Here is a 25880-nt window from a genome sequence, read left to right as displayed (position 1 = left end):
AAAAGCCTATATCGCAGAAATGGCCCCGGCCGAGAGCCGTGGCAAATGGCAAAACATGATCGCGGGCGTTGGTTTTTGCGCCGTGCCGGTCGTTGGCATGCTCTGCCGCCTGATTATTCCCCTGCACGAAGAAGCCTGGCGCTACATTTTCTATATGGGCGGCGTTGGCTACATCGCTCTTATCATCGCCTGGCGCTACCTGGATGAATCGCCCCGCTGGCTGGTGGCCCGTGGTCGCATTGCTGAGGCGGAAGCCGTGATGAAAGACCTTACCGGCAGGGATATCGACCTTGCCAATGCGGCCAGCAAATGCCTGACCAGCAAGCCCCCGCTCAAGGAAGTGCTGCTTGGCATGTGCAGCTCCAAGTATCTCAAGCGCACCCTGGTTATTCTTCTGCTGGTGGTTTGCACCAACCCGGCAACCTTTGTGGTCACCAACTGGACTGCCACCCTGCTCAAGGCTCACGGCTTCCCCCTTGAAGACACACTTATGGCCACCACGCTCATTTCCATTGGCGTACCGCTCGGGCTGTTTGCCTCCAGTGCTTTTACCGACAAGGGCGGACGCAAGATTCCCATTGTCATCATGCTGCTTGTGATGGCCGTGCTGGCCCCCATCTTCGGCAATGTGAGTCAGTACTGGATGGTGGTCATCATCGGCGCGGTGCTTACAGCCTTTGTGATGGGCGTGGGCTTCACCGTGTTTTCCTACACGGCGGAATCCTACCCCACCCACCTGCGCAACACTGCCACGGGCTTCCACTCTTCAATCGGTCGTTTGGCCGTTGCTTTCTCACAACCTCTCATTCCTGTTGTCTATGCAGCATACAGCTTTGACGGAGTGTTTTATATTTTCAGCATGCTGTGCATCATCCCCGCCATTATCGTTGGCGTATGGGGTGCGCGCACGGGTGGCAAGTCGCTCGAAGACATTGCCTAACCTCCGGCTAAAACAGGAATTTACGCATCTGCATCCACGGTTTTTTGTAACAGGAGGCTCACATGGGCATAACCCTTTATACAGCGCCGGACTGCATCCGCTGCAAGATCGTCAAGGCCTTTCTTGCCGAACGCGGGCTGGCATATGACACCATAGATTTCAAGGCTGACGCGCAGGAATTCAACACGTTCTACCGCACAAACCGCAAGGCCATTTACCGCAATCCTGAAGGCGTGGAATTTCCCCTCTTCGCCGATGGCGAGGTCATCAAGCAGGGTTCCGGCGAAATCATCGCCTACCTGCTCTCGGGCCATACACTGGAGGCTTGCGTAACCCGCAGCGACATGCTCCACGGCAAAATCGCAGGGCTTTACCCTTCACAATGCCCTGCCGGGCAGGAAGATAATTTTGCGGTTCTTGTTGATCGCCTGGCAGCTGGCGGCTTGCAGGTCTGGTTGCAGACCGATGGCCGCAAACCGGAGCTGCTGGAAAAGCTGCTGAAGATCAAGGATGTGCACGCAGTCTGCAATCTTGTGGGCGGCCCTGAGGCAAGCACAAAAATTTTTGGCGGCGCTCCCAGCAAGGAAGAACTGGCAAAAACCATAGCCCTTGTGCAGGCCACGCCCGATGGCGCGGTGCGCTTTCTGGCCATGCCGCTGCCCGCTGGCGATGGCTGGGACTGGCCCAAGAGGGAAGATGCCGCAGCGGCGGCAAAACTGGTGGCCGAAGCATGCGGCCAACCCACTCTGCCCTACAGCATCACCCCCATCACGGCGGATATGGTGTGGGACATGCGCGGGCTGGAACCCCTGCCGGAGCAGAACCTGCTCATGTACCGCTCCGCCTCGCGCCAGCACCTGTTCAAGGCAGACATCGTTAAATAGGGGGCGTCATGCAATCTTTTGATATTGTTATTCTGGGCGGCGGCCCCGGCGGAACCACGGCAGCGCGTATTCTTGCCCAGGCAGGCAGAAGCGTTGCCCTGGTGGAAAAAACGCACCTTGGCGGCACCTGCCTGAACTGCGGCTGCATCCCCACCAAGATGCTGCTCGGCGCTGTGGCCCCGCTGGCCCTCTTGCATGCCCAGCAACGAACCCGCGTAGCCAAGGGCGAAATTGCCGTGGACTTTGCAGCGCTCCAAACGCGCGTGAGCCGCTTCACCTCGGGGACGAGCAAAACGCTTGGCAAAAGCCTTGCCAGCATGGGCGTGACAATCTTCACCGGGCGCGGCGAAGGCATTGCACCGGGTACTGTGCGCGTTCATGCCAAAGATGGCACTACAGATCTGACTGCACAGCATATTCTTCTGGCCTGCGGGTCATCTTCCGCAGCCTTTCCCGGTCTGACGCCCGATCACGACTGCGTGCTGGACAGCACTGACCTGCTGGGCATTGAATCTGTTCCTGAAAGTCTTGTCATCATTGGCGCTGGAGCCATCGGCCTTGAACTGGGTGACTTTTTCTCGGCCATGGGCAGCAAGGTGACCATAGTGGAGGCTGCGCCCCACATCGCACCTCTGGAAGATACCGATATCGCCGCAGAATTGCGCCGGGCACTGCAAAAAAACGGCATAACCTGTCACGAAGGCGCACGGGCCAAAGATTTACGCACTGTTGACGGACAGGCGCAGCTCACCCTTGAAGACGGCACGGTCATCAGCGCAGCCAAGGCCCTGGTGGCCGTTGGCCGCACACCCAACACCGCCGGGCTGAACGCCCAGCAATGGGGCTGCAATCTCAACAAGCGCGGCTATGTTGAGACAAACGCCTTTCTTGAAGCCGCCCCTAACGTCTATGCCGTGGGCGACGTCAACGGCCTTGTGCTGCTGGCCCACGCTGCGGAACATCAAGCTGTGTATGTGGCGGAACGCATCTTGGGCGAAAGCGCCGAAGAATATCAGTCCGGCCCGGTGCCCTCATGCGTATACGGAGCCATGGAAGTCATGCGCGTTGGTCAGACGGCGGAGGCCCTCCTGCGCGAAGGCAAGAACGTGGAAGTCTCCCAGGCGGCCCTGTCCCTGAATCCCATTGCGCAGGCAAGCGGCGGCACAGCCGGATTTGTCAAAACAGTCTGGAGCGATGGCAAAATTGCAGGCATTGCCGCTGTTGGCGCGGGAGTTTCGCACCTCGTGATGGTGGCCCTGCTGCTGATCAAGGAAGGCTATACGGCGCAAAACCTGCACAAAGTCATGTTTGCCCATCCCACGCTGGATGAAATTGTGTCCATGTCCATTATGGCGCCCAGAGTGCGCGTGGAATCCAACTGACCCGGCGACCGCCAAGGAGAATACCGTGAACTTTCCTCACGACAGAAAATACCATGCGGAACATTTGTGGGCGCAAAGCCAGCCTGACGGCACCTGCCTTATCGGCATTACCGACTTTGCCCAGGATCAACTGGGCGGGGTGATCTTTGTTGATCTGCCCGCAGTGGGTGCAAGCTTCCGGCAGGGGGAATCCTGCGCTTCCATTGAATCCGTAAAAGTGACCAGTGATGCCATCATGCCCGTCTCCGGTCAGGTCACGGCCATTAATGAAGCCCTCGCAGACGCCCCGGAACTGCTCAACGACGATCCCTACAATCAGGGATGGCTGGTAAAGGTGCAACCTACTGCCCCCGATGAAGGCGGATGCATTACAGCCGAGGAATACGCTCAGACTGTGGCAAGCTGACCTGCCCGATTGTTAAACTCCCCCAGCAATAGCCCCGAAGAATTGCCCTTCGGGGCTATTCTTGTACCATGCGGTAGCAAAGTCCTTCTTCATGTGCATTCACCATGCTGCCCAAACTGACCGAACAACAATCATTGGCTCACAAACGCACAGCCCCTGAGTCTGTAACAGGCTCAGGGGCTGTGCGTTTTCGCGTGTTGGATTCTATTTTACTGCGGTGGGCTTCCAAACTTCAAGGAATTTCGGATAGCCGGGCAACAACGGGGCTTTAACACTCAGATCCTTACCCTTGAGGCCGGGATAATCGGGAGCGTAGCGATAAGCCCTGTGGATCATATTGGTAAATGTCTGATGGGCATTGGGCACGGCATCCTCATGGTCGGAAAAAACAGGCTTGGCCTGCCCTGCCATGATGGGATTAACGAATTCCCATACGACTTCACCTGCGGGGGTTACTTCAAAAAGATGTCCCTGGTGCGTGGATGTCACAAGTACGTTGCCGTTGGGCAGTCTTTCCGCAGCGCCCTGCCGGTAGCTGAAAAAGCTGTTGGAACCATTGGCGGCGTACTGCCATACGATCTTGCCACTGGCCGGGTCGACCTCGATCACGCGGGAGCGGTTGCCCTCGGGCCGTTCCGAGCCATTGTCGAATATCTGCACGTTGCCGTTGGGCAACATGGTGGCGTTGTGTTCGCCAAAAACCTGCTGGGTGCCGTCGTAGTACCATTCGGGACGCGTCCCCTTGCCGTAGGCGGCGGGGTTGCCCCAGCGCTTGACGATTTTGCCCGACTTTTTGTCAACAATATAGAATTCACTGAAGTTACGGGAATTCAGCAAAATCTGGTCGGTCTTGGGCAGGTACTGCACTGTGTTGAAATGCGACCAGTCAAAGCTGTCGTATCCCGGCCCCACGGGTGTGGGCAGGGCAAAGTTGATGTCCAGTTGATCAGGGCCGGTGCCGATATGATCCCAGGCATGCCATTCCCAGACAGTTTTGCCGTTTTTGTCCACCTCGCGCACAAAATCCACCCAGAAATCACGCACGGCCTGCCCCTTGATCTTGACTTCTTCAGGCCACGTGCCGGGCTTGCGGCCCTTGGCCTGAAATTCAGCGGGCGTTTTACGCTCCCAACCCAGAATCATGGTGTTGCCGTTAGGCATGCGGTCAAAGCAGTGGTGCTGGATCTCGTTTTCCGTAAGCATGGTGTACGACCACACCACGTTGCCGTTCCAGTCCAGTTCTTCAATAATGCCGCCTGCGCCGCCAATCTTGACCGGCTGATCCTTGGGGGCGGCTGCGCGTAGCAGATTGCCGTTGGGCAACAGCGTGGCATAGAGGCCGGGAGGGTATTTGCTCTTCCACGTGTGCACAACGTCGCCATTCATATCAATCAGATAAGTGGTTGTGCACTTGACCGTGGGGGCAAAGAGCGTGTAGCCCTTGAAGGTTTTTTCGGGCACGAGCTTGATGACGCCGGTGGGGCCGTCATGCACCTCATATGCAGGAGCCTGCGTGGACAGTCCAAGGGCAAGCAGACCTGCCAACAGGGAAATAGAAGCACGAAATCTCATGATCATATTCCTCCGAGTTCGTGAACATTGCATGTACTGAAATATCGCTCGGGTCTAAAACGAATAGACGACATTGAACGATGCCTTCCATGCATCCTTGACATTGAGGCTTGTGCCAGAGATGTTCTGGTAGTGGCCCCATACGTCATTGTCCAGCCAAAGGTGGATATAGCCCAGTTCCAGGATGAACGTCAGATTTTCCGCGGCCTTGTACTTGCTGTCGAGGTTGACTTCCGTACCCGTATCGGCTGTGGTGAGATACGTGCCGAACGAGTTGAAGTCAGTGTTATTGCGGTAGATTTGCCTTCCTGAAGCATCAGTGGCATGCCGCCCGGTGATGTATGAGGCCATTTTTGTGTTGTTGGTGCCGCCAAAGTAGTTGACGCGCAGGGTATGGCTTAAGTCATCAAGAAAGCTCACGTCCTTGATGCGCGTGCCTACGCCCCATGTACCGCTGGGGTTGACACCCAGCACGCCCTTGCCGCCGCCCATGATGGGATTGCCCCGGTAACCAAAGGTGGAGAGCGAGTTGGTCAGATTATTGGTGGTGGCAAGGTAAGGCAGACGTTCCGAACCGTTATTGGGGTTGTCGTCATCGCCGCTGAAGTACCAGCCGTAAAGACCGGGAAGCCCCCAATCCAAAGCGTATTCTGCCAGCAGCATGCCAAACCAGCCCCGGCGGTTCAGGTCTTCCTTGCCGTGGTCAACGCTGCCGTAAATGAAATCCCATGAAATCCTGAGAGGTTCAAAGCTGGTCCACTGCCCGGTCAGCCCACCCCAATACATGGAGCTGTAATCATCGTTCCACAGTCTGGAGGTGCCCCTGCCGGAGCTGAAAGCCGCCGGGTACAAACCATCACGCAATTCCAGGCCATCGATAGCCTGCCCTGTTATGGGATTGGTCAAAGCAACTTTTTTGCTGCCACCGGGCATGTTGGTAACTGCGGCGGGCATGAGACTGTTTGGCCCCATGGCTCCGCCCATACCCCAGGGCGTAATTTTGAGTCCGTCCACCGTCACAGGCACGGTCAGCGCAAACAGATCAAAATTATCCATGTAGCTGGCAGGCTGTGAGGTAGTACCGCTCCAGTTGTCGTTGAGCAGGCGCATCCACACGCCGGTAATGCTGACGGCATCGTTCATTTTCCACGATGCCGCTATTCCGGCCACATCGTCCTGAAAAACGGGACTGTCCAGAGCAAATCCGGGGAGTTTTATGCCCTGAAGGCCCATGCGCAGTTTCAGCGGGGTGTTGGGAACGACCCAATCAAGATAGGCGTTTTTGACCTTGACCACGTTGCTGCCATCTGCCCCCAACGCTCCGCCCTGAGTAGCCATGCCCCAGCGCTGTTCGCCAATTTCAAAAAAAACGGTACCGGCAAGGTTTTCTGAAGCCTTGGCATTCAGTTGCAGATGCAACCTCTGGATAGCTTCAAACTCGTCCCTTTGCTGGTGTATGGCAGCCCACTGTTGCCCCCTAACGTTGTTGCCGTTGCGGTCCTTTCCCATGAAGTTGCCGCCGTTGATGTAGTCAAAGGCAAACTGCCAGCTTCCCTTGACGTCAAAATTGACCGCTCTGCACTGGGGTGCGCTTCCGAGCAGCAATCCTGCTGCCAAAAGTAGTATGCCCAGCTTTTTCATCCTTCCGCCTCCTTGTGTCGATTCCTATTATCCAAGCATGCGCCAGTAGGGCATGGCCACAAAAGCCACAAAAACGCCCGTCAGCACCATGCGTAAAGCCATGACCATGGCCATTTCTTTGAAGTTGATGTAGCCGCAGCTGAAGAAATAGAGATACAAGGCGTATTCGTAGGGGAATATCAGGTTGTCCAGGCCGTACTGAAACGAGAAGTACAGGATGCGTGGATCCAGGCCCATCTGCATGCCGAGTTCGGTAATGGGGGCAGAGAGGGTCGAGGTGGCCGCAAGCGGTGTGAGCAGAAAGTTCAGCACAACACCCACAACGTATGAGCACACAGAGGCCATGCAGGCCCCTGTTTCACTGAACAGAGGCAACACAAGGCCTGCCAGCCACTGTGTAACCTTGAGGAATCCGCCTGCACTGCCGATAGCCATGCAGCCCATGATGAAGAACAGCGGCGCAAAGTTGATTGAGGCCATACGCTTGCCGTCCATGAGGCCTATGCCGGGCATGAATGACAAGGCCGTAATGATAACCATCACAGAGCCCGCACTGAGGCCGTGCAGTTTGTCTGTAGCAAGCAGCACCAGAGTGAGGCAAAGAAGAACAAGGGCACGCTTTTGCTCGTCTGTAACAGCACCCAACTCCGCGTGTTTCTGCTCCACTGCGGCACACAGGGCGCTCTTGTTGACCGAAGTGCGCAGCACCAGCAGCACAATTGCCAGCGACATGGCCGTGTACAGCATGGCGGGAAGGAAGTTGAACTTGGCGTATTCAATCCAGCTGGTTTGAATACCCATGACCTTGTCCACAATGCCCATGCCCATAACCAGATCGCCTGCCCCTGTAAGATAGGCCAGCTTGGTTGCCCCCACAGCAATGCAGGTGCCCAGCACGACGGCAGTGGCTTCGCGGCTTTTGGGCTTGAAATCCAGGGCATCACACAGGCTCACCGCCACGGCGCAGAAAATCGCTGCCTTGCCCATGATGGAAGGCACAAGGGGAGAAACAATGGCAGCGCCAAGGGTAATGCCTGCAAGCGCCCCGGCAAAACTGCCTCCCGTGAGCTTGACGCACGTCAGCGCAATGCGTTTGCCAAGGCCTGTCACCTGAATGATCTTGCCCAGGGTGAACCCACCAATAACGATAATCGGCACCTCGGAAAGCCACGAAGCGAAAACCACCTTCTGGGGTGTGCTGCAAAGCAACACGTAAAGAATGGGGAGCAGGATACCCACGGCAATATCGTTCAGCGTGTCCAGAGCCCAGGCAATTACGGCCCAGAGCGTGATCGCCAAAAAAGCTATCATGGGGGGAGTAAGGTTTCCGCTGCGAGGAAGAACGAAATACAAGGCTAGGGGGAGTGCCAGATTGATGCCCCATTTGGCAAGCAGCCCGGGCGTCAGGTCTGAAGTCTTGATAATCATGAGGATCTCCTGTGAAAGCGGGGATCATGGGTTCGCCCCGCTACTAGGCAGAGGCGAACCCGGAAGCACTTCAACGCGATTTTTCTCTAACGCCCTAGCCTTTGGGATCTTCCACAGAAGCCACGCAGAGCGCGTTACTGCCTTCGTAGGGCTGGCAGCCCTCAACGGTAACTTCTTTGGCGCGGTCTCCTGCTGCGGCGGCCCCGGGCACACGGAAGGTAGAAACATTCAGCGGCTCAATAGGCGTTTCTACTGGCTTTGCCACCTGTGGCACCCATTCGTAAGGCACACGGTATGCGCGGTAGGTCATGTTCATGGGCACATGTTTGCCCCAGTAAGGTGAAATGAATTCCCACACTATTTCGTGGTTGGGGGTAACCTCGAATACGCGCCCGTCAGAACCCTCGGTGATGAGGGTATTGCCGTTGGGCAGACGCTGCATGCCGCTGATGAAGGGGCTGTAGAAGCGGTTGCTGTCCATTGGCTCAAGAAATCCGGCTTCCTTGGGTGTGTACTGCCAGACAATCTTGAGCGAAACAGGGTCTATCTCAAGAACGCGGGAATGGTCGCGCAAGGCTGCCTTCACTCCCGTGGGGGAGCCGGGATTGGGCACGTCGTATCCGCCCCATCCGCCGTTGTCGAAAACAAGGATGTTGCCAGCGCCCGGCAGACCGTGAGGCACCATGTGCGCATGGTGCTGACCGATGATCCAGCCTATGGCCTTGAGCTCGGGGGAGGTGTCGTAGTCCGGCCCTATCTTCCAGGTGATCTTTCCGGTCTTTTTACTGATGATGAAAATAATGTTGGCCTCGCGACCATCAACAATAATATTGTCGGGATGAAAGCGTTCATCACCAGCATCGTACCATTTGTTGGGGCCAAGCGCAGACATGGAGTTGATGTGCATCCAGTCGCCCATGCCTTCGGGCTGGGTCGGGCGGTAGTTGGGGTTGCGGCAAAGCGTATTTTTGGGGCCTTCGCGGAAACCCATTTCGCCGAAATGCTCGTTGCACGACCATTCCCAGAGAATGTTCCCTTCCCAGTCCACCTCAAGGATGAGGTCATCAAGCAGCTGTTTGTCGCTGATTGCGCTATTTCGCACGTTGCGGTGCGCCAAGATAAGAGTCTTTCCTTCAAGCGCCTTGGGTTCCATGCCGGGGGCGTAATACCCTACGGGGTTGCCTTCGCGCTGGAAGTCGTGGTGATAACGTGCAAGCCAGCGTCCAGGGTAGCCAGGATCTTCAACAAATTCATTTTGATCGAATTTCCATACTATGTTGCCGTCCCAGTCAACCTGGACAACATCAAGGCCGTCCTGCACACTGAATTTACCACTGCGGCGGCCTCTGCTTGTCACAAGGTACCCGCCGGGGAAAATTTTATTGGGCATACCGTGAACGCCCTTCCAGACATTTATTTCATGTCCGTTCATATCCATAAGCACAGCGCCAACTTCCTGAGCCTGAAAGATGGTGTACCCGCCCCAGCATTTTTCAGGTTTGAATATGGTAACGCCTGTGGGGTAGATTGTTGGATGGCCCATATTAAATTCCTCCAGATCAATTGATGTTTGCGGAATGCGCCAATATCCGGCAGAAGGCGAGGAACAGCGCACAAGGTATTTGATCCACTCTATGGGCCAAAATAATATGAAGTCGGTGAAGACACGTGTTTCATTTGCAACATTTTTCACAATTAATTGCATTTTGAAGCAAAAGGCTGTTATCAGAAAGCCAGAGCAACTGTTCTAGGGAGGCAACATGGAAAATCGCGGCATCAATTGTGGACGCAGCCTGGCCTTCAAGGAAATGCGCGAAATGAATTCCAGCTGGCGTTCAGTATTGCATCTGGGGCGAAAGCTTGTTTGGGACAAAGGACATCGTGTTCCATTCGGGCGGGAATTGTACTTTCTAGATCGGGGCAGGGTTCGGCTGACGAATCAGAATATGGAAGGGGTAGAAAAAATCCTCTGGTATATTCACGAAGGGTGCGTTTTTGGCGAAACCCCGTTCTTTGATCCCATGCCAGCCGAGAGTTTTTTTTCGTGCGCAACAAGCTGCGTGAGCTATGCTTTTACGGCTGAAAATGTAGAAGAAATCTGCAAGGATTATCCTCATCTGCTCATCAACCTGCTCTGCTCCATGTCCCGCAAATTGCGGGTACTTTCAAATCAGGCTTCCTCACTGTACCTTGATAACGTGTTGGCCCGTACCTGCAAATTTTTGGCACAACACATAATCCCAGGCAGCGACCCCCTTACAGCCGATATGGGAGTTTCCAAGCAGGAGATGGCCAGCCTTTTGGGCGTACACAGAATTTCCTTGTACAAAATCTTGCGGCAGCAGGAGGAAAGCGGACTGTTCGGGCCATTCTCCGGCAAAACCGTAACAATTCTGCGCCCTGAAGAATTTTTTATGCTGGCAGGGAGTTGATGTGCTCCTGAAATGGCTGGGGGAATTGATCAGAAACCTGTCGGAAAAACTGCCCGTTGAAGGGGCTTGCCCCTGTCTTTGGTGTAGAGCCTGTTTTGGTCACCAAACAGCCACCAAAAACAGAAAAAGCCCTTACGGTGATTAACCGTAAGGGCTTGACTTTCTTGTGGTGCGCCCGAAGAGATTCGAACTCCTGACCTACAGGTTCGTAGCCTGTTGCTCTATCCAGCTGAGCTACGAGCGCGTTCAACGAAGAGGAAACTAACGCAAGTCACAGTCGCCGTCAAGCTTTTTTTCAAAATATTTTTTGAAAAGCCTGTGAACTTGTTAAAAATTATTATCTGCAACTTCCCGTAAGGGAATGTGCTTGCCCCTTGGGCAAGCACGCCTCAAACCAATAAGAAAAACTACTGGGCGCTGATGCCGTTAACGGCATGAGCCAGACGCGAAATCTTGCGTGCGGCCTTCTTCCAGTGCAGGGCACCCTTACCGGCAGCCTTGGCGAGCACGGAAGTGGCGCTGGACAGAGCTTCGCTGGCCTGGCCCTGTTCGTTGTTCTGGATGGCGGCGCGAACCTGCTTGATGGCATTCTTCACGCGGGTACGGGCGGCGCGATTGCGGCCTGCCCGCTGCAAGCTCTGCTTATGACGCTTGAGGGCTGACTTATGGTTGGCCACTTTGAATCCTCCACATATGTTGGGCTTGCCCGCGCAAGCCATGAAAACAGAAGTTAGCGCGTTGTCGCGAAGAAGGGTTCTTACCACTGGCACGATTAGCTGTCAAGCAATCGTGTCTTTTTATCGAATATTTTCTTGTTTGAAGGTGAGGGGGAACCGTCAAAAGCGCCCCTCTCCTCCGGCAAAACCGTTGAACAACCTACATCTGCAAAGCCGAAAAATCGGCCAGACGCGCAAACCGCGAGCCAAGGCCGTGCAGCATGCTCAATCTGTTGCGGCGCAACTCCACATCATCGCACATAACCATCACACCTGCAAAAAAGGCATCCACAGCGGGGCGTACCGCGCTCAGGCAAGCCAGCGCGGCGGCATGGTCGTGGGCGGCCCACAGGGCATCAAGGCGGGGCAACATTTCTTCCAGCGTGGATGCCAGCGCTTTTTCCGCGTCTTCACGCAGCAAGGCGGGGTCCCAGTGGTCAGAAAGTTCCTCAGCCTGACCCTGCTTGCGCAGGATATTGGCAACGCGCTTGAAGGTCTGCACCGCAGCTTCATAGTCCGCCGCCAGACTGAATGTTGCCAGCGCCGCAAGGCGAGCGCCGCAGTCCTTCACGTCTTCTGCGCCCGCGCCAAGGGCCGCATCCACCAGCAGCGTGTCCTGTCCCTGACTCATGAAATAGTTGCGCAGACGCGCAGCAAAAAATTCCATGAGCTTGTCCAGAGCATCGTGCGGGGCAAGCTTCCACTGGCGATCGCCATAAAGCTGTTGCGCCTTGGCAAAGAACTGCCGCACGTCAACCGCAAGACCGAACTCAAGCATGATGCGGATGATGCCCAACGCGCAACGCCGCAGGCCGTTGGGGTCGGCAGCGCCAGTGGGGATCATGCCAAGGCCGAAGCAACCTGCGAGGGTGTCGGCCTTGTCCGCCATAGAGAGCAGCGCGCCTGCGAGGCTCTTGGGCAGCGGAGAATCCGGCCCGGCGGGCAGATACTGTTCGCCCAGAGCTTCGGCCACAGCCTTGCTTTCGCCTTTACGGCCAGCATAGATGCCGCCCATGATGCCCTGAAGGGTATCAAACTCACCCACAAGGCCGCTCACCAGATCTGCCTTTGAAAGGCGTCCGGCGCGCGCGGCATCATCGGCAAGGTCGGGCGCGCAGCTTTCGGCAAGCCAGCGGCACAGATCCTCAAGCCTGCGGGTTTTGTCGCCCATGCTGCCAAGCCCGCCGATAAAGATGACCGTATCCAGCTTTTGCAGCCAGTGGTCAAAGGTATCGCGCAAGTCGGCCTGCCAGAAAAAGCGGGCGTCTTCAAGCCGGGCGCGCAGCACACGTTCCCAGCCGCGCTTGACCACACCCATGTCTTCGGGGGTGAGATTCAGCACGGTCAGAAAATGCGGCAGCAGTTCGCCATTGACCCCTTCAATACCAAAGCTCTTCTGGTGGCTTTCCATGCTGGTGAGCAGCACTTCGCGCGGCACCTCAAGATAGGCGGGATCAAAATCGGCCAGCAGCGGCACAGGGTGTTCGGCAAGGCCCTGAACTTCGTCCAGCAGGCTGTCTTTCCACAGCACTTTGCCGCCAGCGGCAGCCGCCTGGGCATTGCCGCCCTCAATAATGATGTTGCGGCGTTGGGCAGGATCAATGGTAATGGCGCAGGGCCCGGCGAGAGTGGCTAGAAATTCATTGGCATGCGCCACAGCAAAGGGGCCAGCGCCGTGGATGCGGTGCCCGCAAGTCTCACGGCCAGAGGTCATGGGCCCAACGGTAAAGGGCACTATGGCATCATCAAGCAGCGCCAGTAACCAGCGCAGCGGGCGGGCATAGGCCAGGGAATATGAACCCCAGTGCATGCGTTTCTGGAACGAAAGCGCGGTAATCACCGTGGGGCAGATATCAGCAAGCAAACCGGCTGCAGGTGCGCCGCCGGTGCGTTTGCGCACGGCTACGTATTCGCCCTTGTCCGTCTCTACACGAAAAACGTCCTCAAGAGCGCAGGCATTGGTACGCACAAAACCCTCAAGGGCTTTGGTGGGCTTGCCTTCGGCGTCATAGGCCACGCGCACGGGCGGGCCGGAGACGACCTCTTCCCTCTCAACCTGCACAGGGTTGAGGTCTTCAACAATCACCACCGCGCGACGGGGCGTGCTCATGACGCGCAGCGCGCCGTATTCAAGCCCGGCCTCGTCCAGAGCGCCGCTAAAACGTGAGGCCAGCTCCCCTTCTTCGGGGGCCAGAAAACGGGAAGGCAACTCTTCGCTGCCGATTTCAAGCACAAAGGTCGCCACGGCTTACCTCGCATCCTTTTTGAGCATGGGATAGCCCAGTTCTTCACGCTGGGCTGCGTACAGTCGCGCCACTCCAGCCGCCAGAGCGCGCACCCTGCCGATATAGCCGGTGCGTTCCGTGATGGAGATGGCTCCTCTGGCGTCCAGAAGGTTGAATGTATGCGAGCACTTGAGGCAGTAATCATAGGCAGGCCAAGGCAACCCCTGCTCCAGCAGGACTTTGCACTGACCTTCAAAATCGTTGAAATGCCGCAACAGCATTTCAGGATTGCTGGCCTCAAAATTGTGGCGTGACTGCTCCACTTCATTCTGGTGGTAGATGTGACCGTAGGTGACGTTTTTGTTCCAGGCCAGATCATACACGGATTCAACGCCCTGCAAATACATGGTAAGGCGCTCAAGGCCGTAGGTCAGTTCCACGCTGATGGGCGAAAGATCAATGCCGCCCACCTGCTGAAAATAGGTGAACTGGCTCACTTCCATACCATTGAGCCACACTTCCCAGCCAAGGCCCCAGGCGCCGAGGGTGGGGGATTCCCAGTCGTCTTCCACAAAACGGATGTCATGCTGCGCAGGGTTGATGCCCAGCGCCTTGAGGCTTTGCAGATACAGATCCTGCACGTTGTCCGGCGAGGGCTTCATGATCACCTGAAACTGGAAATACCGTTGCAGGCGGTTGGGATTTTCGCCGTAGCGGCCATCCGTAGGACGGCGGGAGGGTTCCACATAGGCCACACTCCACGGTTCCGGCCCAATAACCCTCAAAAACGTGTTGGGGTTGAACGTACCGGCACCGCATTCCACACCCGAAGGCTGTTCAATGACGCAACCCTGGTTGGCCCAGTAGTTCTGCAAAGTTAAAATGACATCCTGAAAATACATGCGCTGTCCTTTGTTCGTAGCCTTTTTCAGACGCATACGCGCGGCTGTTCAATACTAACGCCGCCCCAAACCATCCCAAACCGAATCGTAAATTTCGATGCAAACACGATCACACGTGACGAAAGTAGCCCCCTTCCCACGAGAGACCCAGGTGATATTGCACAAAACCGTCAATAACCTTGGCGCACGCGCGTCGATCTGCCGCAGGCAGATCTTCCGCATGCCAGCCGGAGGGAAATTCTTGCTGCACATGACGCAAAAGGTCAAGCCCGGACGCGCCCAGTTCCACGCCATACCGCGCAGGCCCTACTGCCGCGCGGCATGAAGGGCAACGCAACTGGGCCTCGTCAACCACAAACTGCGCGGGGCCGGTTATGGCCGCGCCGCAGGTGCCGCATCTGCCCAGATCAGGCGCAAACCCCAAAACGCCAGCAAACCGCAGGCGGAAAAACTGGGGCAGCAGCGAGGGCACGTTTTCCGCTTCTTCCAGCGTCTTGCGCAAATCTTCAACCAGCAGAAAGGCCTCGTCCGCGCCTTCGTCATTGACGCCAAGCGCTTCCACAAACCGCAGGCAGTTGGCCGCCAGCCCCATGCGCCGCCAGTTTCCGCGCAAGTTTTGCGGCCCGCCCAGCAGCACGGCCTCCTCAAGATTGAGAAAGCTGCCGCGCCCCGAGGCCTTTACCCTGCAATGCAGACTGTTGAGCACATCCAGGCAGCCGCAAAAACGACGCCTGCTGCGGCTACCGCCAAAGGCGAACAGCGTCAGCAGGCCGTGTTTGCGACAAAGCATTTTCAGCCACAGATCCGCCTCGCGAAAGTGCCCGATTCGCAGCACAAGCGCGTGATCTGCCCATTCGGTCATGGCCTGTCCGCAGGGGGAAACACCAGATTGCGCACCTGACCACTCTGCCCCGCCGGGGGCAGTTCTTCACCGTCATACCGCAGGCGCACACCGCCAGCGTTGCCGAGTTTCAACTCCAGGCTCTTGCTGAACGTGAGGGCAAAAGTATCGCCCTTATGTAGCGAAAACTGGCGAGTGTCGGTTTTGTCAGCGCTGGAGTGAACCCAACATTCTTCTGTGGCGGTGATAATAAGCTTGTGGGTGCCTACGGGCACATCGCTGCCCTGCGCAGCGGCAGAAGCCGCCGGAGTAGCCGGAGCCGTTGAAGCAGGCGTGCCCGTGGCAGGCGCGTTTGCGGCAGTGCCGCGCACCGGGGGCAGACCTGGGGCAGCAGGCTGACTTGCCGATTGGGCCGAAGCCTGCGCCGAAGTTTGCGCAGAGTTTTGCGCAGTTGCCTGGGCCGGGGTCTGCCCCTGTGTAGGGGCAGCAGAGCCTTGCGGCTGGCTGGCAACCGCCGGAGCCTGCGCAGAACCTTGGGCAGACGTCTGCACCGGAGTCTGACCCTGAGCAGCAGGGGCGGAAGGCCGACTGGCCAGATTGCCGGGGTCAACAGATTCGGCGCTCTGCAAGGGGGCGGGCTGCGCCAGACGGCGCGTCTGCCGACTCAGGAAGTCAAACACCCCCTGTTGCCAGGCAACCATCACCACTGCGATCACGCACACCATGAAAAGCCCGGCCAAAATGGGCTTGAGGTTACGCCTCGGAGTGAGGACCATCTCGGGCTCATAAACATTTTGCGGCGCAACGGGTTCAGAAGCAGCCTCAAGCGCCCCAAGCGCCTCGCTGACTTCCTCAGCCGAAAGGCCAACATAGGACGCGTATGAACGGATAAACCCCTTGGTGTACGCCAGAGGGGGCAAGGACGTCTCGTCCCCTTCCTCCAAAGCGCGCAGAAGACGGGCGCTGATTTTCAGCCTGTTTGCCGCATCTTCCATGTCCAGACCCCGCTTTTCGCGCTCAACGCGCAAAGCAGCGCCCAATTCCACTAAGGTCATGAAAAGCCTCGATAATGGTCTTGCCGCCCTGAGGGGGCGGCGGTTGCCAGCAAAAAGCCGGAACCACCCGTGGCGGCCCCGCTACATTCTGATATCAATAACGGCCCGGCTGCGAAGCTGGTTGGTGTAGTCCTCAAAACGCTCCATAGCCTTGGGCTGGCGCAGGATGCCGTCGATCATCGGCCTGGCCTGCTCAAAGGTAAGCATCTTGATTTCACCGCCGCCAGGGCGGTACAGACGCACCTGCGCCTTGCGACCCTGAAGCTCAAAAATATCAGTTACATCGCCGGGTTTCATACTGGTGAGGCGGGCCTCCCACTCGGGGTTGAGCTTGTCCCACTCCACTGCGCCCATGTCGCCGCCGTTTTCCTTATTGGGAGCGATGGAATACTTGCGCACCACTTCCTCAAACGAAACCGCGCCAGACTTGATCTGCGCAGCCAATGCCGCAGCGTTGGCATTGGGATGATACACCAGAAGGGCCATGTGCAGGCCGGAGCGGTCATACATGGTATCCTTGTGCGCATCGTAGTAGGCCTTGATCTCATCAGGGGTCACAACAACCCGGCGGCCCACTTCCATTGCCATAACACGCTGGCGAATCAAGCCTTTTTCAATATTGCCACGCAGTTCACTGACGCTGGTCTTTTGCTGGGCCAGGCGTTCTTCAAACTGCTGTTTGGTGAGGTTGTTCCCCTTCATGATCTTGGTGATTTCACCATCAATTTCAGAAGAAGAAATGGAAATTTTGAGACGCTTGGCTTCCTGCGCAACCAGAATATCCATGATCATACCATCCAGCGCCTTGCGCAGCACGGCGTCCACGGCCTTGGCCTGGGCGGGATCATTGGGATTGATACGCGCACGCATAAGATCAGGAACAGCGTTTTTTTGCAGATCGAACATGGTGATGACCTGACCATTCACCACGGCCGCCACCTTGTTGATCTGTGCGGCCTGAGCGCCAAAAGCGGTCATAAAACAGATAACCAGCGCCAAAATAAGCGTTTTTCTCACGTTATACTCCCTGCTTGCGCGCAAAAATTCCGCGCTTTATCTGTAAAATTATATCCCAATCCAGCGCAACATGCAATGCAACTGCCGCAACCGCAGCCATCAGGCAGTCAGCAGCCAGGCCATGTTGCAGGCAAACCCTCAGCGCCTCCGCGCAGAGCCGCCGCTGTCGCGTCTGCGCGGCTGCTCGCCCGAGGCTTTTGAAGCGGGGGAGTTTTCGGGATTATGCCCCTGATTTTCCAATGCGCCATTGGCCTTGGGATCGTGGGAACCTTCAAGCACATCGCCCTCGTACACATCATCCTTGCCTGGCGGCAGAGCCTTCATGTCCTCCGCAGCGCCAGAAACATCCGGCGCGGCGGGGGCATCACTGCCCTGCCATTCAGAATGTGACGGTGGGGGCGCAAGCAGATCGGGGGCAAGCTCCTTGCCCACCATGATGACGGAATTGGTCAGAGCCTTTTCAAGCCAGCGCTCAAAAGCCTCAGACATCTTCTGCTCCCGCAGGATGCCTTCCACAAGCGGATAGGCCTCCGCCAGACTGATGTGCGCTGGCGGGCGGCTTTCAATCAGGCCAAGGCTGCGCCACAGGCCTTCCTCCTGCCGCACGGGTGCGCACTGCCCCGGTTTGAGTCCGGCAGCGGCCTTGCGCCATCCCTGGGGCAGATCGTTGGGCCGCACATTCTGGCACTGGAGCTGCACTTTGCTGCGCGCTTCGCTCATGCCACCGGGAAATACTGCGCAAAAGCCTTCCACGTCCTTGCGCGATTCGCCAGAAATCAGGCAGACGCGCAAGGTTTCCGGCATCTGAAAATCGTCTTCGTGGGTCTGGTAGTAGTCGCGCAGTTCAGGCAGCGAAACACGGATGCCCGCTGCAAGAACCCGCTTTTCAAATGTGAGCATGGAAAGATGGTCAAGCAGCAACGCGCGCCATTCGGAAGGATCAATTGATTCTTCGGCCAGATATTTTTCCAGTCCGTCGCCGCCGCCGTAATCGTTCCTTACTTCTGCCACGGCTGTTTCCAGCATGGCAGGACTGACCGACATCTGGAGCCGCTGCAAATCCTGTCGCACCAGCGCATAGATAATCAGTGTGCCCAGCCCTTCGCCGTATTCGCGCCGCATGTTTTCCAGCGAAGGAGTGCGCATGGCCCCAAGGGAAGGAGAACGGCTGTCGAGCAGGGTCTGCAACCTGCGCAGACTGATGGGCTCGCCATTGACGGTGGCCACCACGCCATCGGGGAGGCGGGTTTCAAAACAGGCCGTCAGCATCAGGCAAAAACAGCAGGCCAGCGCCACGCCGAGTGGACGCGCCAGGCGGGCAGACCGAGCGCCGATCTGGAAAAAATGCGCCAAACCGATGAGGGGCTGCATGAATCCGTTCACCATTTTTCCCATATATTCAGACCAGTTCTACGACCTGAAAAACAGACACAGCCACAAACCAGCACCTATGCCCCGGCTTTAACACGAATACCTTCAAGAGCGGTACGCAACCTGTCCAGCCCCTCGGGGAATGAAACATCAGACGGCATCGGCAGATGCAGCCCGGCAGGCGGCAGCATGCGCGCGTCCTTCATGGAAGCCGTAAGGGCTACAATGCGCTCGGGCTGCACGGCGGTCTGCCCGTCCGGCCAGACAAGCCGCACATGGTTGATGTGCACATCGGCCTTTTGCACCTGCAACTCTGTGAGGAACTGCTTGAAATCCAGCACGGCAAGGAAGTTGCGCAGTTCTTCAGGGAAGGGGCCAAACCTGTCGCGTATGCCGAGGGCCGCTTCCTCACGCGCCGCGCCGCCAGAGGCCGATGTGAGCGCTTTGTAGCAGCGCAGCCTTTCGCGCCCGTCCTCAATGTACGATGCGGGAATATGCGCAGGCAAGCCCAAAGTAAGTTCCGTCTCCACGGTCTGCGCTTCTGGCGTACCCTTGAGGCGGCCCACGGCCTCCTCCAGCATTTCAAGGTAGAGATCAAGGCCCACGCGGCACATGTGCCCCGACTGCACCTCGCCAAGAATGTTGCCCGCGCCGCGCAGGCGCAGGTCTTCCATGGCGACCTGAAAACCGGCCCCCAGATAGTCCATATCCATAATGATGCGCAGTCGTTCCTCCGCAATGGAGGTGAGGCGCTCCGCATCCGGCACCACAAAAAAGGCGTAGGCTTGCCTGTCGCTGCGGCCCACGCGGCCCCGCAACTGATAGAGCTGCCCAAGGCCGAACATCTGTGCCTGATCCACCACCAGCGTATTGGCGCGGGGAAAATCCAGCCCCGATTCAACAATGGAGGTGCACACCAGCACATCAAGCTCGCCATGCCAGAACTTGTGCATGGTGTCTTCAAGCTCGGTTTCAGACATCTGCCCGTGCGCCATACCTACCCGGGCCGTGGGCACGAGGGTATGCACGTATTCGGCCACCCGCTCCAGACCCTGCACGCGGTTGTAAACCCAGAACACCTGGCCTTCGCGCTCAATCTCTCGCTCAAGCACCTTGCGCAGCACGGAATCATCCCGCCGCAGCACGGCCGAGGCCACAGGCTTGCGATCCTGCGGCGCGGTTTCAATGATGGAAAGCTCGCGTATGCCGGACATGGAAAGCTGCAAGGTACGCGGAATGGGCGTGGCCGTCAGGGTGAGCACGTCCACGTTCTTTTTGAGGGCCTTGAGCTTTTCCTTGTGGCGCACGCCGAAACGCTGTTCTTCATCTAGAATCAGCAAAGCAAGATTGGGAAGTTTGACATCGCTTGAAAGCACACGGTGGGTGCCAATGAGAATATCCACCTGCCCGGCGGCAGCGGCCTTGAGAACTTCCTTTTGCCTTGGGCGCGTCACAAATCGGCTGAGCAGCCCCACATTGACGGGAAAGCCCGCCAGACGCGCGCGAAAGGTCTGATAATGCTGCTCGGCAAGCACCGTGGTGGGGCAAAGCAGCACCACCTGACGCCCCTCGGAAGCGGCGCGGAATGCGGCGCGCAGGGCAACTTCCGTCTTGCCGAAGCCCACATCGCCGCACACGAGCCTGTCCATGGGCTGGGATTTGTCCATGTCGTCCAGCACGTCCTGAATGGCCTTGGCCTGATCGGGAGTCTCCTCAAAACCAAAAGTCGCCTCAAATTCGTGGTACAGCTCACCCGGAGGGTCATAGCGGAAGCCCTTGGTCACCTTGCGGTAGGCATACATTTCCACAAGGTCGGCGGCGATCTTTTCAATGGCCTTGCGGGCCTTCTCCTTGCCCGAAGTCCAGCCCGTGCCGCCCAGCCGGTCCAGCGCGGGTTCCACGCCTTCCGAGCCCTTGAACCGCTGGATAAGCCCCATTCGGTCGGCAGGCACGTAGAGCTTGTCGCGCCCGGAGTATTCGATAAGCAAAAAGTCGTTGGCAACAGCGTTGACGTCCATGTGGTGCAGACCGGCAAAACGGCCAATGCCGTAATCTCGGTGCACCAGCAGGTCGCCAGCCTTGAGATCGTCAAAGGAATCCAGCCCCTTGAAAACACGCGAAGAAACGCGGGGCGTCTTTTCCGCCTTGGGGTACAGGATATCCTCGCCCAGAACCAGGGAGTTGTCCCACGCCAGATCCGCCCCCTGGCGGAAGGGTGAAACAAGCGCGAAAAGACCGCGCTGGTCGGGCGCGTAGCGCTGGGCAGGAAGGATGCCATCCTGCTCTGCCAGTTTCAGAAACTTGGCGCGGCTGCGGCCAGATGAAAAACTCAGCACCACCTGCCTGCGCGCGCCCTGCCACTCCTTGAGAGCGGCGGCAAGGTGCTGCCAGGGGCGATCCTGCGCGCCGGAAAGGGGAAAAAGATCACTGAAGGAATGCAGAGTTCTTTCCGCAAAATCCAGACCGCGTTCCTCCACGCCCATGACCAGAGGTTCGGCGTACACGCGCTGAAAGGCGTTCCACGGTGCGGGCTGCGAGCTTTTACGCAGGGCCAGCGCCGCGGGTTGCGGCAGGGGCGCGTCCTCGGCCTCCAGCCGCTCCTTGAGGGCAAGGCGGCCATCCCGCAGGACCTCGGCGCTGTCGGCCTCTCCGGGCAGCAGCCACAGGCAGTCCTGCGGCAGCCAGTCTTCCAGCAGGCTGGGAGCTTCTACGGCGCAACCGGGCAGCAGGCCCGCGCCGCCAGCATCCAGCGATTTTTTAAAGGAATAGCAGTCGTTTTCGCCAATGCGGCCTTCGGCAAACATGCGGTCAAAACGCTTGCGCGTGGCATCGGTCTCGCGCGCATCAAAGGCCAGTGGGCTGACAGGCAGCAGGGTCAGTTCATCGCATCCATGCAAGGACCGTTGGGTCTCCGCGTCAAAGAAGCGCATCTCCTCCAGCGTGTCGCCAAAAAATTCCAGCCGCACGGGTCGGGCATAGCCAGAGGGGTACAGATCAAGAATGTCGCCGCGCCGAGCCATTTCGCCGGGCCGCGTGACCATGGCAACGCGCTCGTACCCCCACTCCACCGCCTGCTCCAGCAGCAGCTCGGGGGCGTAATCGCTGCCCTTGCCAAGTTCCAGCGTGCGCGTGTGGAAAAAATTGACCGGCATGTAGCGCAACAGCAGGCTTTCAACACTGACTACCAGCACTCGCGGTTTGCCAAGGGTGAGGGAATACAGCGCGGCAAGCCGGGCAGCCCATGAGGGCTTGTCCTGCCACTGGCTCAGGGTTGGCAGCCCCAGGCAGGGCCACTGCCATGCAGGGTGCACAACTGCCGGATCTGCCAGAGAAATTTCGGGAGAAAAAAGGGCCGCAAGGGAGCGGGCCGCGTGGAATTCTTCGCGGGTGCGGGCCACAAGGGCCACGCTGCGCCCTTTGTCCAGAGCCTCGCAGGCAAGGCGGCAGCGCGTGACCATGCCGCTGCGTTCCAGATATATCTGCCTGTCGTTGCTTGAGAGCAATGCGCCGAAAGTGTCCATGAACCTGTGGGGGTTATATAACAGCACAAGGGGCAGCCTGCGCCGCCCCGACGATAAATGGTCAAACCGGACGGCAGCAAAAGGCTGCCGTCCAATATTGATAACAAAACCCTTTCACGGGTTTTGCGCCGCCTTCGTCGGCAAGGCCGCCGGGCGGAAAGGCACGGAAATCTGTCGCTTTACGGCGCGGCAAAGCCGCAGCCTGCTCCTGATTTCCGACCATGCTGACTTTGCCAACATGGTCAAACCGGGCGGCAGCAAAAGGCTGCCACCCGGTTTACAAGTCATTTGCTTCTAGTGTCCGCAGCCGCCGGAGCAGCCGGAGCAACCACCGCCCGTCTGGGGCAGGGGCACCGTGGGCTCAACTGTGAAGCCCGCGTAGGAAAGGTCAATCTTCACGCCTTCAACCTGAGCAAGAAGCTCCTTGTTGATGCAGAAGGTGAATCCGCCCTGATCTTCGCTCATATCTTCATCCGTCGCGGCGTCCAGGGCAAGGGCCAGATGCGGGCCGCTGCACCCGCCGGGGGCGAGGTAAACGCGAATGGTGCTTTTTTCCTTACCTTCAAAAAAGGCCGCCAGTTCCTTCTGGGCGCTTTCGGTCAGTTCAAGCATGGTTCCTCCGATGTTTTTCGATACGCTCGATATGTATTATATTGTAGAGTAACGAAAAACAGGCTGGCCTGCTTCGTCCGGCCAGCGGGAAACCACCCCGCCTTACGCGTTGCTGCTGCAGCCGCTCGAGCAGCTGCTGCAACCACCGCTGTTGCCTTCAGAAGCGAAGGGCACTGCGGGTTCAACCGCAAAGCCCATGTAGGTTAAATCAATTTTTACACCCTGCACTTCTGACAGAAGGGCACTGTTGATGCAGAAGGTGTAGCCGGCCTGTTCCTCGGTTTGATCCTGGTCGTTAGGCTCATCCAGAGCCAGGGCAAGGCGCGGGCCGCCTCAACCTGCGGTCATGTAGACCCGGATGGGATCCTTTTTCTTGCCGGTAAAGAACGAATCCAGTTCCTTACGGGCGCTGTCGGTCAATTCGATCATACGTCCTCCATGATTCGAGTGTTTTACTAACTAAGGTCATGCGTGGGGCTTGTCAATTACCGCAGGGCTTTTCTTTAAAGCCGAAAACGGCTAGAATGACGGGCATATCCACCCTTGGAGGAACCATGTCCACGACCCGGTTACTGGAAAAAGACGAAATGGCGCGCGTACTTGAACGCCTCGCCTCGCAGATACTTGAGCGCCACGCTGCGTGCCAGGATGTAATGCTGGTGGGCATTGAACGGCGCGGCGCAGACCTGGCCCGGCGCATAGCTGCCCTGCTGCAAACACGCCTTGACCGCGTCATGCCTCTCGGAACCCTGGATATCAATCTGTACCGCGATGACTGGACAAGCCTTGTGGGCAAGCCCAGCATCGGGCAGTCGCGCATCACCGAAAGCGTGGACGAAAAGGTTATCATTCTGGTTGACGATGTGCTCTACACCGGGCGCACCATCCGAGCCGCCCTTGAGGCCCTGCTCGACTACGGCCGTCCGCGCTGCGTGGAACTGCTGACCCTCATCGACCGTGGTCACCGCGAACTGCCCATCCATGCGGACTACGTGGGCCGCGTCATCAATACCAGCAGGCAGGAACACGTGGACGTCATGCTCGCCGAGCGCGACGGCGAAGACAGCGTGAACCTGACCACCGCATCGTAAAACAGACGCGAAAAATTGCCCCAGCGGCAGGCACGCCCTACAAACAGCCCGGTCCAGAAAAGAGCCTCAACAGGGCTTTGCCGAACCATAAACCGCGCACAGGAACAGAAATTCATTCACCACGCTGACGTGCCGCTCCCCATCGGGCTGCGGCAGCAGATACAGAGCAGAGGAAACCATGCCCAAGCGCAAAACCTGACGCACAGCAAGGAGCTTCACGTTGTGGAGCTTACGCGAACGGCGGCCCGGTTTGGGGCTGGCGCAAGGTTTCCCTGCCCTGCACCACTGACCCGACAAATCCTCCGTTCGCGCTGCCGTTTCATACATCGGCTTCGCCACGGGCCTGTGGCCCCAAAAGGAGGATTTCATGAAACCAGGCTTCAACTTTTTCTCCACCACAACAGGTATCATTGCCACCGGACTTGTGTTCGGTGTGCTTGCCGTATTGCTCCAGCAAATGGGCAATCCCGGCAACATGGGCATCTGCGTGGTCTGCTTTAACCGCGATATTGCTGGCGCGCTGGGCTTTCACCGCGCTGCCGTTGTGCAGTACCTGCGGCCCGAAATCATGGGCATGGTGCTTGGCGCATTTGGCGCGGCGCTGGCCTTTGGCGAATACAAGCCGCGCGGCGGCTCGGCCCCCATCACCCGCTTTTTGCTTGGGGGCATAGCGGGTATTGGCGCGCTGGTCTTTCTGGGGTGCCCCTGGCGCGTTATCCTGCGCCTTGCGGGCGGCGATGCCTTTGCGCTCTTTGGTCTTGCGGGCCTGATCTGCGGCGTGGGCATTGGCACCATATTTTTCCGCATGGGCTTTTCGCTGGGCCGCAGTCAGGGCCAGAGCAAAATTTCCGGCCTGGTGCTGCCCGGCATCATGCTTTCCTTCGTGGCCCTGTATCTGCTCAATCCGCAGGTTGCAGAACAGCCGCAGAGCGGCGTGCTCTTCTATTCCGTCAAAGGCCCCGGCGCGCAGCATGCACCCTTTATACTCTCCATTGGCGTGGGGCTGATCGTGGGCTTTCTGGCCCAGCGCAGCCGCTTCTGCACCATGGGCGCGCTGCGCGACGTGATGCTGTTCAAGCAATGGCATCTGGCACTGGGCTTTCTGGCCATGCTGGGCGCGGCCCTTGTTCTGAACCTGTACTTCGGCGCGTTCAAGCCCGGCTTTGAAAACCAGCCCATCGCCCAGCCCGACAACCTCTGGAACTTCCTCGGCATGGCTACTGCCGGTCTGGCCTTTGCCCTTGCGGGCGGCTGCCCTGGCCGTCAGCTCTTTATGGCTGGCGAAGGCGACAACGATGCCGCCGTATTTGCTGTTGGCCTGATCGTTGGCACCGCAGTTGCCCATAACTTCGGTTTGGCCTCCAGCCCCGCAGGGGTCGGCCCTCACGGCATGGCAGCCACCCTTGCTGGACTTGCCATCTGCCTGTGCATCGGATTTTTCAACTGCAAGAGAGGCGCGTAATGTCTACCACCATCGACACCCGGGGGCTTTCCTGCCCGCAGCCCGTGCTCATGTTTCTTACCGCTGCCAAGGCCGATGAACAGGGGCCTTTCAGCGTATTGGTGGATAACGACGCCAGCCTTGAAAATGTCAGTCGCGCTGCCCGCAACCGGGGATTTGCCGTCAGCACCACTGAAGAAGGCGAAGGCATAACGCGCATAGACATCCGCAAGGATTAACGGTCAGATTGGGGGACTGGCGGCGCGGGTGAACAAAAACGCCCGCGCCGCCACTGTTGCCTTGATCAGCCAATGATGGCTGCAAGCTGCAATTCCCCAGCTCTCGGCATGAGTGCTGCAACATATCCGGCGAGCCAGACGTTTCGGGAGAAATCATGACGCAG

At 57.9% G+C, this 25880-nt stretch carries 24 protein-coding genes and 1 tRNA gene; 9 read left to right on the top strand and 16 right to left on the bottom strand.

Translation table 11 applies throughout. The features are described 5' to 3' along the window. The 4 genes from RDK48_RS14405 to gcvH form a co-directional block, all read left to right on the top strand. Positions 1 to 940: MFS transporter (locus RDK48_RS14405; protein WP_308588042.1), on the top strand; the 940-nt coding region annotated here is incomplete at its 5' end. Between the two features lie 62 nt (positions 941 to 1002). Then, positions 1003 to 1824: a glutaredoxin family protein gene (locus tag RDK48_RS14400; RefSeq protein WP_298998073.1), complete on the top strand. Its 822-nt coding sequence runs from the start codon at positions 1003 to 1005 to the stop codon at positions 1822 to 1824. Between the two features lie 8 nt (positions 1825 to 1832). After that, complete coding sequence (locus RDK48_RS14395; RefSeq protein WP_298998070.1) at positions 1833 to 3206, top strand: NAD(P)/FAD-dependent oxidoreductase; 1374 nt, start codon at positions 1833 to 1835, stop codon at positions 3204 to 3206. Between the two features lie 25 nt (positions 3207 to 3231). Next, on the top strand, positions 3232 to 3612 hold the full coding sequence (gene gcvH / locus RDK48_RS14390; RefSeq protein ID WP_298998068.1) for a glycine cleavage system protein GcvH: 381 nt from the start codon (positions 3232 to 3234) through the stop codon (positions 3610 to 3612). 204 nt (positions 3613 to 3816) lie between these two features. Here the strand turns inward: gcvH and RDK48_RS14385 are convergent, their stop codons facing one another. The 4 genes from RDK48_RS14385 to RDK48_RS14370 form a co-directional block, all read right to left on the bottom strand. Continuing rightward, positions 3817 to 5184 carry an aryl-sulfate sulfotransferase gene (locus RDK48_RS14385; protein WP_298998066.1) on the bottom strand — a complete coding sequence of 456 codons (1368 nt, stop codon included), beginning with the start codon at positions 5182 to 5184 and terminating at the stop codon, positions 3817 to 3819. A 54-nt stretch (positions 5185 to 5238) separates the two neighbouring features. Further along, a complete protein-coding gene (locus RDK48_RS14380) occupies positions 5239 to 6825 on the bottom strand; it encodes an outer membrane homotrimeric porin (RefSeq protein WP_298998063.1) in 1587 nt (528 codons plus the stop codon). A 27-nt stretch (positions 6826 to 6852) separates the two neighbouring features. After that, positions 6853 to 8253, bottom strand: coding sequence for an SLC13 family permease (locus tag RDK48_RS14375; protein ID WP_298998061.1), 1401 nt, complete (start codon positions 8251 to 8253; stop codon positions 6853 to 6855). Positions 8254 to 8347: 94 nt separating this feature from the next. Next, complete coding sequence (locus tag RDK48_RS14370; RefSeq protein WP_298998059.1) at positions 8348 to 9796, bottom strand: aryl-sulfate sulfotransferase; 1449 nt, start codon at positions 9794 to 9796, stop codon at positions 8348 to 8350. 217 nt (positions 9797 to 10013) lie between these two features. Here RDK48_RS14370 and RDK48_RS14365 point away from each other — a divergent pair, with 217 nt between their 5' ends. Continuing rightward, positions 10014 to 10685 carry a Crp/Fnr family transcriptional regulator gene (locus RDK48_RS14365; RefSeq protein WP_298998057.1) on the top strand — a complete coding sequence of 224 codons (672 nt, stop codon included), beginning with the start codon at positions 10014 to 10016 and terminating at the stop codon, positions 10683 to 10685. A gap of 167 nt (positions 10686 to 10852) precedes the next feature. Here the strand turns inward: RDK48_RS14365 and RDK48_RS14360 are convergent. From RDK48_RS14360 to mfd, 9 genes are all read right to left on the bottom strand, one after another. Next, a tRNA-Arg gene (locus tag RDK48_RS14360) sits at positions 10853 to 10929 on the bottom strand. Positions 10930 to 11092: 163 nt separating this feature from the next. After that, entirely contained in the window at positions 11093 to 11362 is a 270-nt protein-coding gene (gene rpsT / locus RDK48_RS14355) for a 30S ribosomal protein S20 (protein ID WP_192113003.1), read from the bottom strand. Positions 11363 to 11561: 199 nt separating this feature from the next. Further along, positions 11562 to 13646 carry a glycine--tRNA ligase subunit beta gene (gene glyS / locus RDK48_RS14350; RefSeq protein ID WP_298998054.1) on the bottom strand — a complete coding sequence of 695 codons (2085 nt, stop codon included), beginning with the start codon at positions 13644 to 13646 and terminating at the stop codon, positions 11562 to 11564. A gap of 3 nt (positions 13647 to 13649) precedes the next feature. Further along, a complete protein-coding gene (gene glyQ / locus RDK48_RS14345) occupies positions 13650 to 14528 on the bottom strand; it encodes a glycine--tRNA ligase subunit alpha (protein WP_298998051.1) in 879 nt (292 codons plus the stop codon). Between the two features lie 109 nt (positions 14529 to 14637). Next, entirely contained in the window at positions 14638 to 15390 is a 753-nt protein-coding gene (locus tag RDK48_RS14340; protein WP_298998049.1) for a DNA repair protein RecO, read from the bottom strand. After that, positions 15387 to 16424: a RodZ domain-containing protein gene (locus RDK48_RS14335; RefSeq protein ID WP_298998047.1), complete on the bottom strand. Its 1038-nt coding sequence runs from the start codon at positions 16422 to 16424 to the stop codon at positions 15387 to 15389. The genes RDK48_RS14340 and RDK48_RS14335 overlap by 4 nt, the downstream gene beginning before the upstream one ends. An 81-nt stretch (positions 16425 to 16505) precedes the next feature. Next, positions 16506 to 17465, bottom strand: a complete 960-nt coding sequence (locus RDK48_RS14330) for a SurA N-terminal domain-containing protein (protein ID WP_298998046.1) — start codon at positions 17463 to 17465, stop codon at positions 16506 to 16508. A 114-nt stretch (positions 17466 to 17579) separates the two neighbouring features. Beyond that, positions 17580 to 18824, bottom strand: coding sequence for a peptidylprolyl isomerase (locus RDK48_RS14325; protein ID WP_298998044.1), 1245 nt, complete (start codon positions 18822 to 18824; stop codon positions 17580 to 17582). 65 nt (positions 18825 to 18889) lie between these two features. Continuing rightward, positions 18890 to 22333: a transcription-repair coupling factor gene (gene mfd / locus RDK48_RS14320; protein WP_374042286.1), complete on the bottom strand. Its 3444-nt coding sequence runs from the start codon at positions 22331 to 22333 to the stop codon at positions 18890 to 18892. Between mfd and RDK48_RS14315 the strand changes: the two genes are divergently transcribed. Next, positions 22263 to 22631, top strand: a complete 369-nt coding sequence (locus RDK48_RS14315; RefSeq protein ID WP_298998039.1) for a hypothetical protein — start codon at positions 22263 to 22265, stop codon at positions 22629 to 22631. The genes mfd and RDK48_RS14315 overlap by 71 nt on opposite strands. Here the strand turns inward: RDK48_RS14315 and RDK48_RS14310 are convergent. Together RDK48_RS14310 and RDK48_RS14305 are read right to left on the bottom strand one after the other, a co-directional pair. Further along, positions 22628 to 22945: an IscA/HesB family protein gene (locus RDK48_RS14310; RefSeq protein ID WP_192112994.1), complete on the bottom strand. Its 318-nt coding sequence runs from the start codon at positions 22943 to 22945 to the stop codon at positions 22628 to 22630. The genes RDK48_RS14315 and RDK48_RS14310 overlap by 4 nt on opposite strands. Before the next feature lie 102 nt (positions 22946 to 23047). Beyond that, positions 23048 to 23374 carry an IscA/HesB family protein gene (locus RDK48_RS14305; protein WP_308588039.1) on the bottom strand — a complete coding sequence of 109 codons (327 nt, stop codon included), beginning with the start codon at positions 23372 to 23374 and terminating at the stop codon, positions 23048 to 23050. Positions 23375 to 23499: 125 nt separating this feature from the next. Between RDK48_RS14305 and pyrR the strand changes: the two genes are divergently transcribed. Continuing rightward, positions 23500 to 24036 carry a bifunctional pyr operon transcriptional regulator/uracil phosphoribosyltransferase PyrR gene (gene pyrR, locus RDK48_RS14300; protein WP_298998037.1) on the top strand — a complete coding sequence of 179 codons (537 nt, stop codon included), beginning with the start codon at positions 23500 to 23502 and terminating at the stop codon, positions 24034 to 24036. A gap of 66 nt (positions 24037 to 24102) precedes the next feature. On the opposite strand, the gene RDK48_RS14295 is transcribed toward pyrR, so the two are convergent. Continuing rightward, positions 24103 to 24255 (bottom strand): hypothetical protein, encoded by a 153-nt coding sequence (locus RDK48_RS14295; RefSeq protein ID WP_298998035.1) that lies wholly within the window; start codon positions 24253 to 24255, stop codon positions 24103 to 24105. A 148-nt stretch (positions 24256 to 24403) separates the two neighbouring features. Here RDK48_RS14295 and yedE point away from each other — a divergent pair, with 148 nt between their 5' ends. Both yedE and RDK48_RS14285 read left to right on the top strand, forming a co-directional pair. Further along, entirely contained in the window at positions 24404 to 25498 is a 1095-nt protein-coding gene (yedE, locus tag RDK48_RS14290) for a YedE family putative selenium transporter (RefSeq protein WP_215647806.1), read from the top strand. Beyond that, positions 25498 to 25716 (top strand): sulfurtransferase TusA family protein, encoded by a 219-nt coding sequence (locus tag RDK48_RS14285; protein ID WP_240825068.1) that lies wholly within the window; start codon positions 25498 to 25500, stop codon positions 25714 to 25716. Before yedE ends, RDK48_RS14285 begins: the two co-directional genes overlap by 1 nt. Positions 25717 to 25880: the final 164 nt, after the last annotated feature.

This window comes from uncultured Desulfovibrio sp. (assembly GCF_902477725.1).
Taxonomy (GTDB): Bacteria; Desulfobacterota; Desulfovibrionia; order Desulfovibrionales; family Desulfovibrionaceae; genus Desulfovibrio.
The sequence above is the reverse complement of the archived record's forward strand: the minus strand, read 5'-3'. Positions and strand labels throughout refer to the sequence as shown.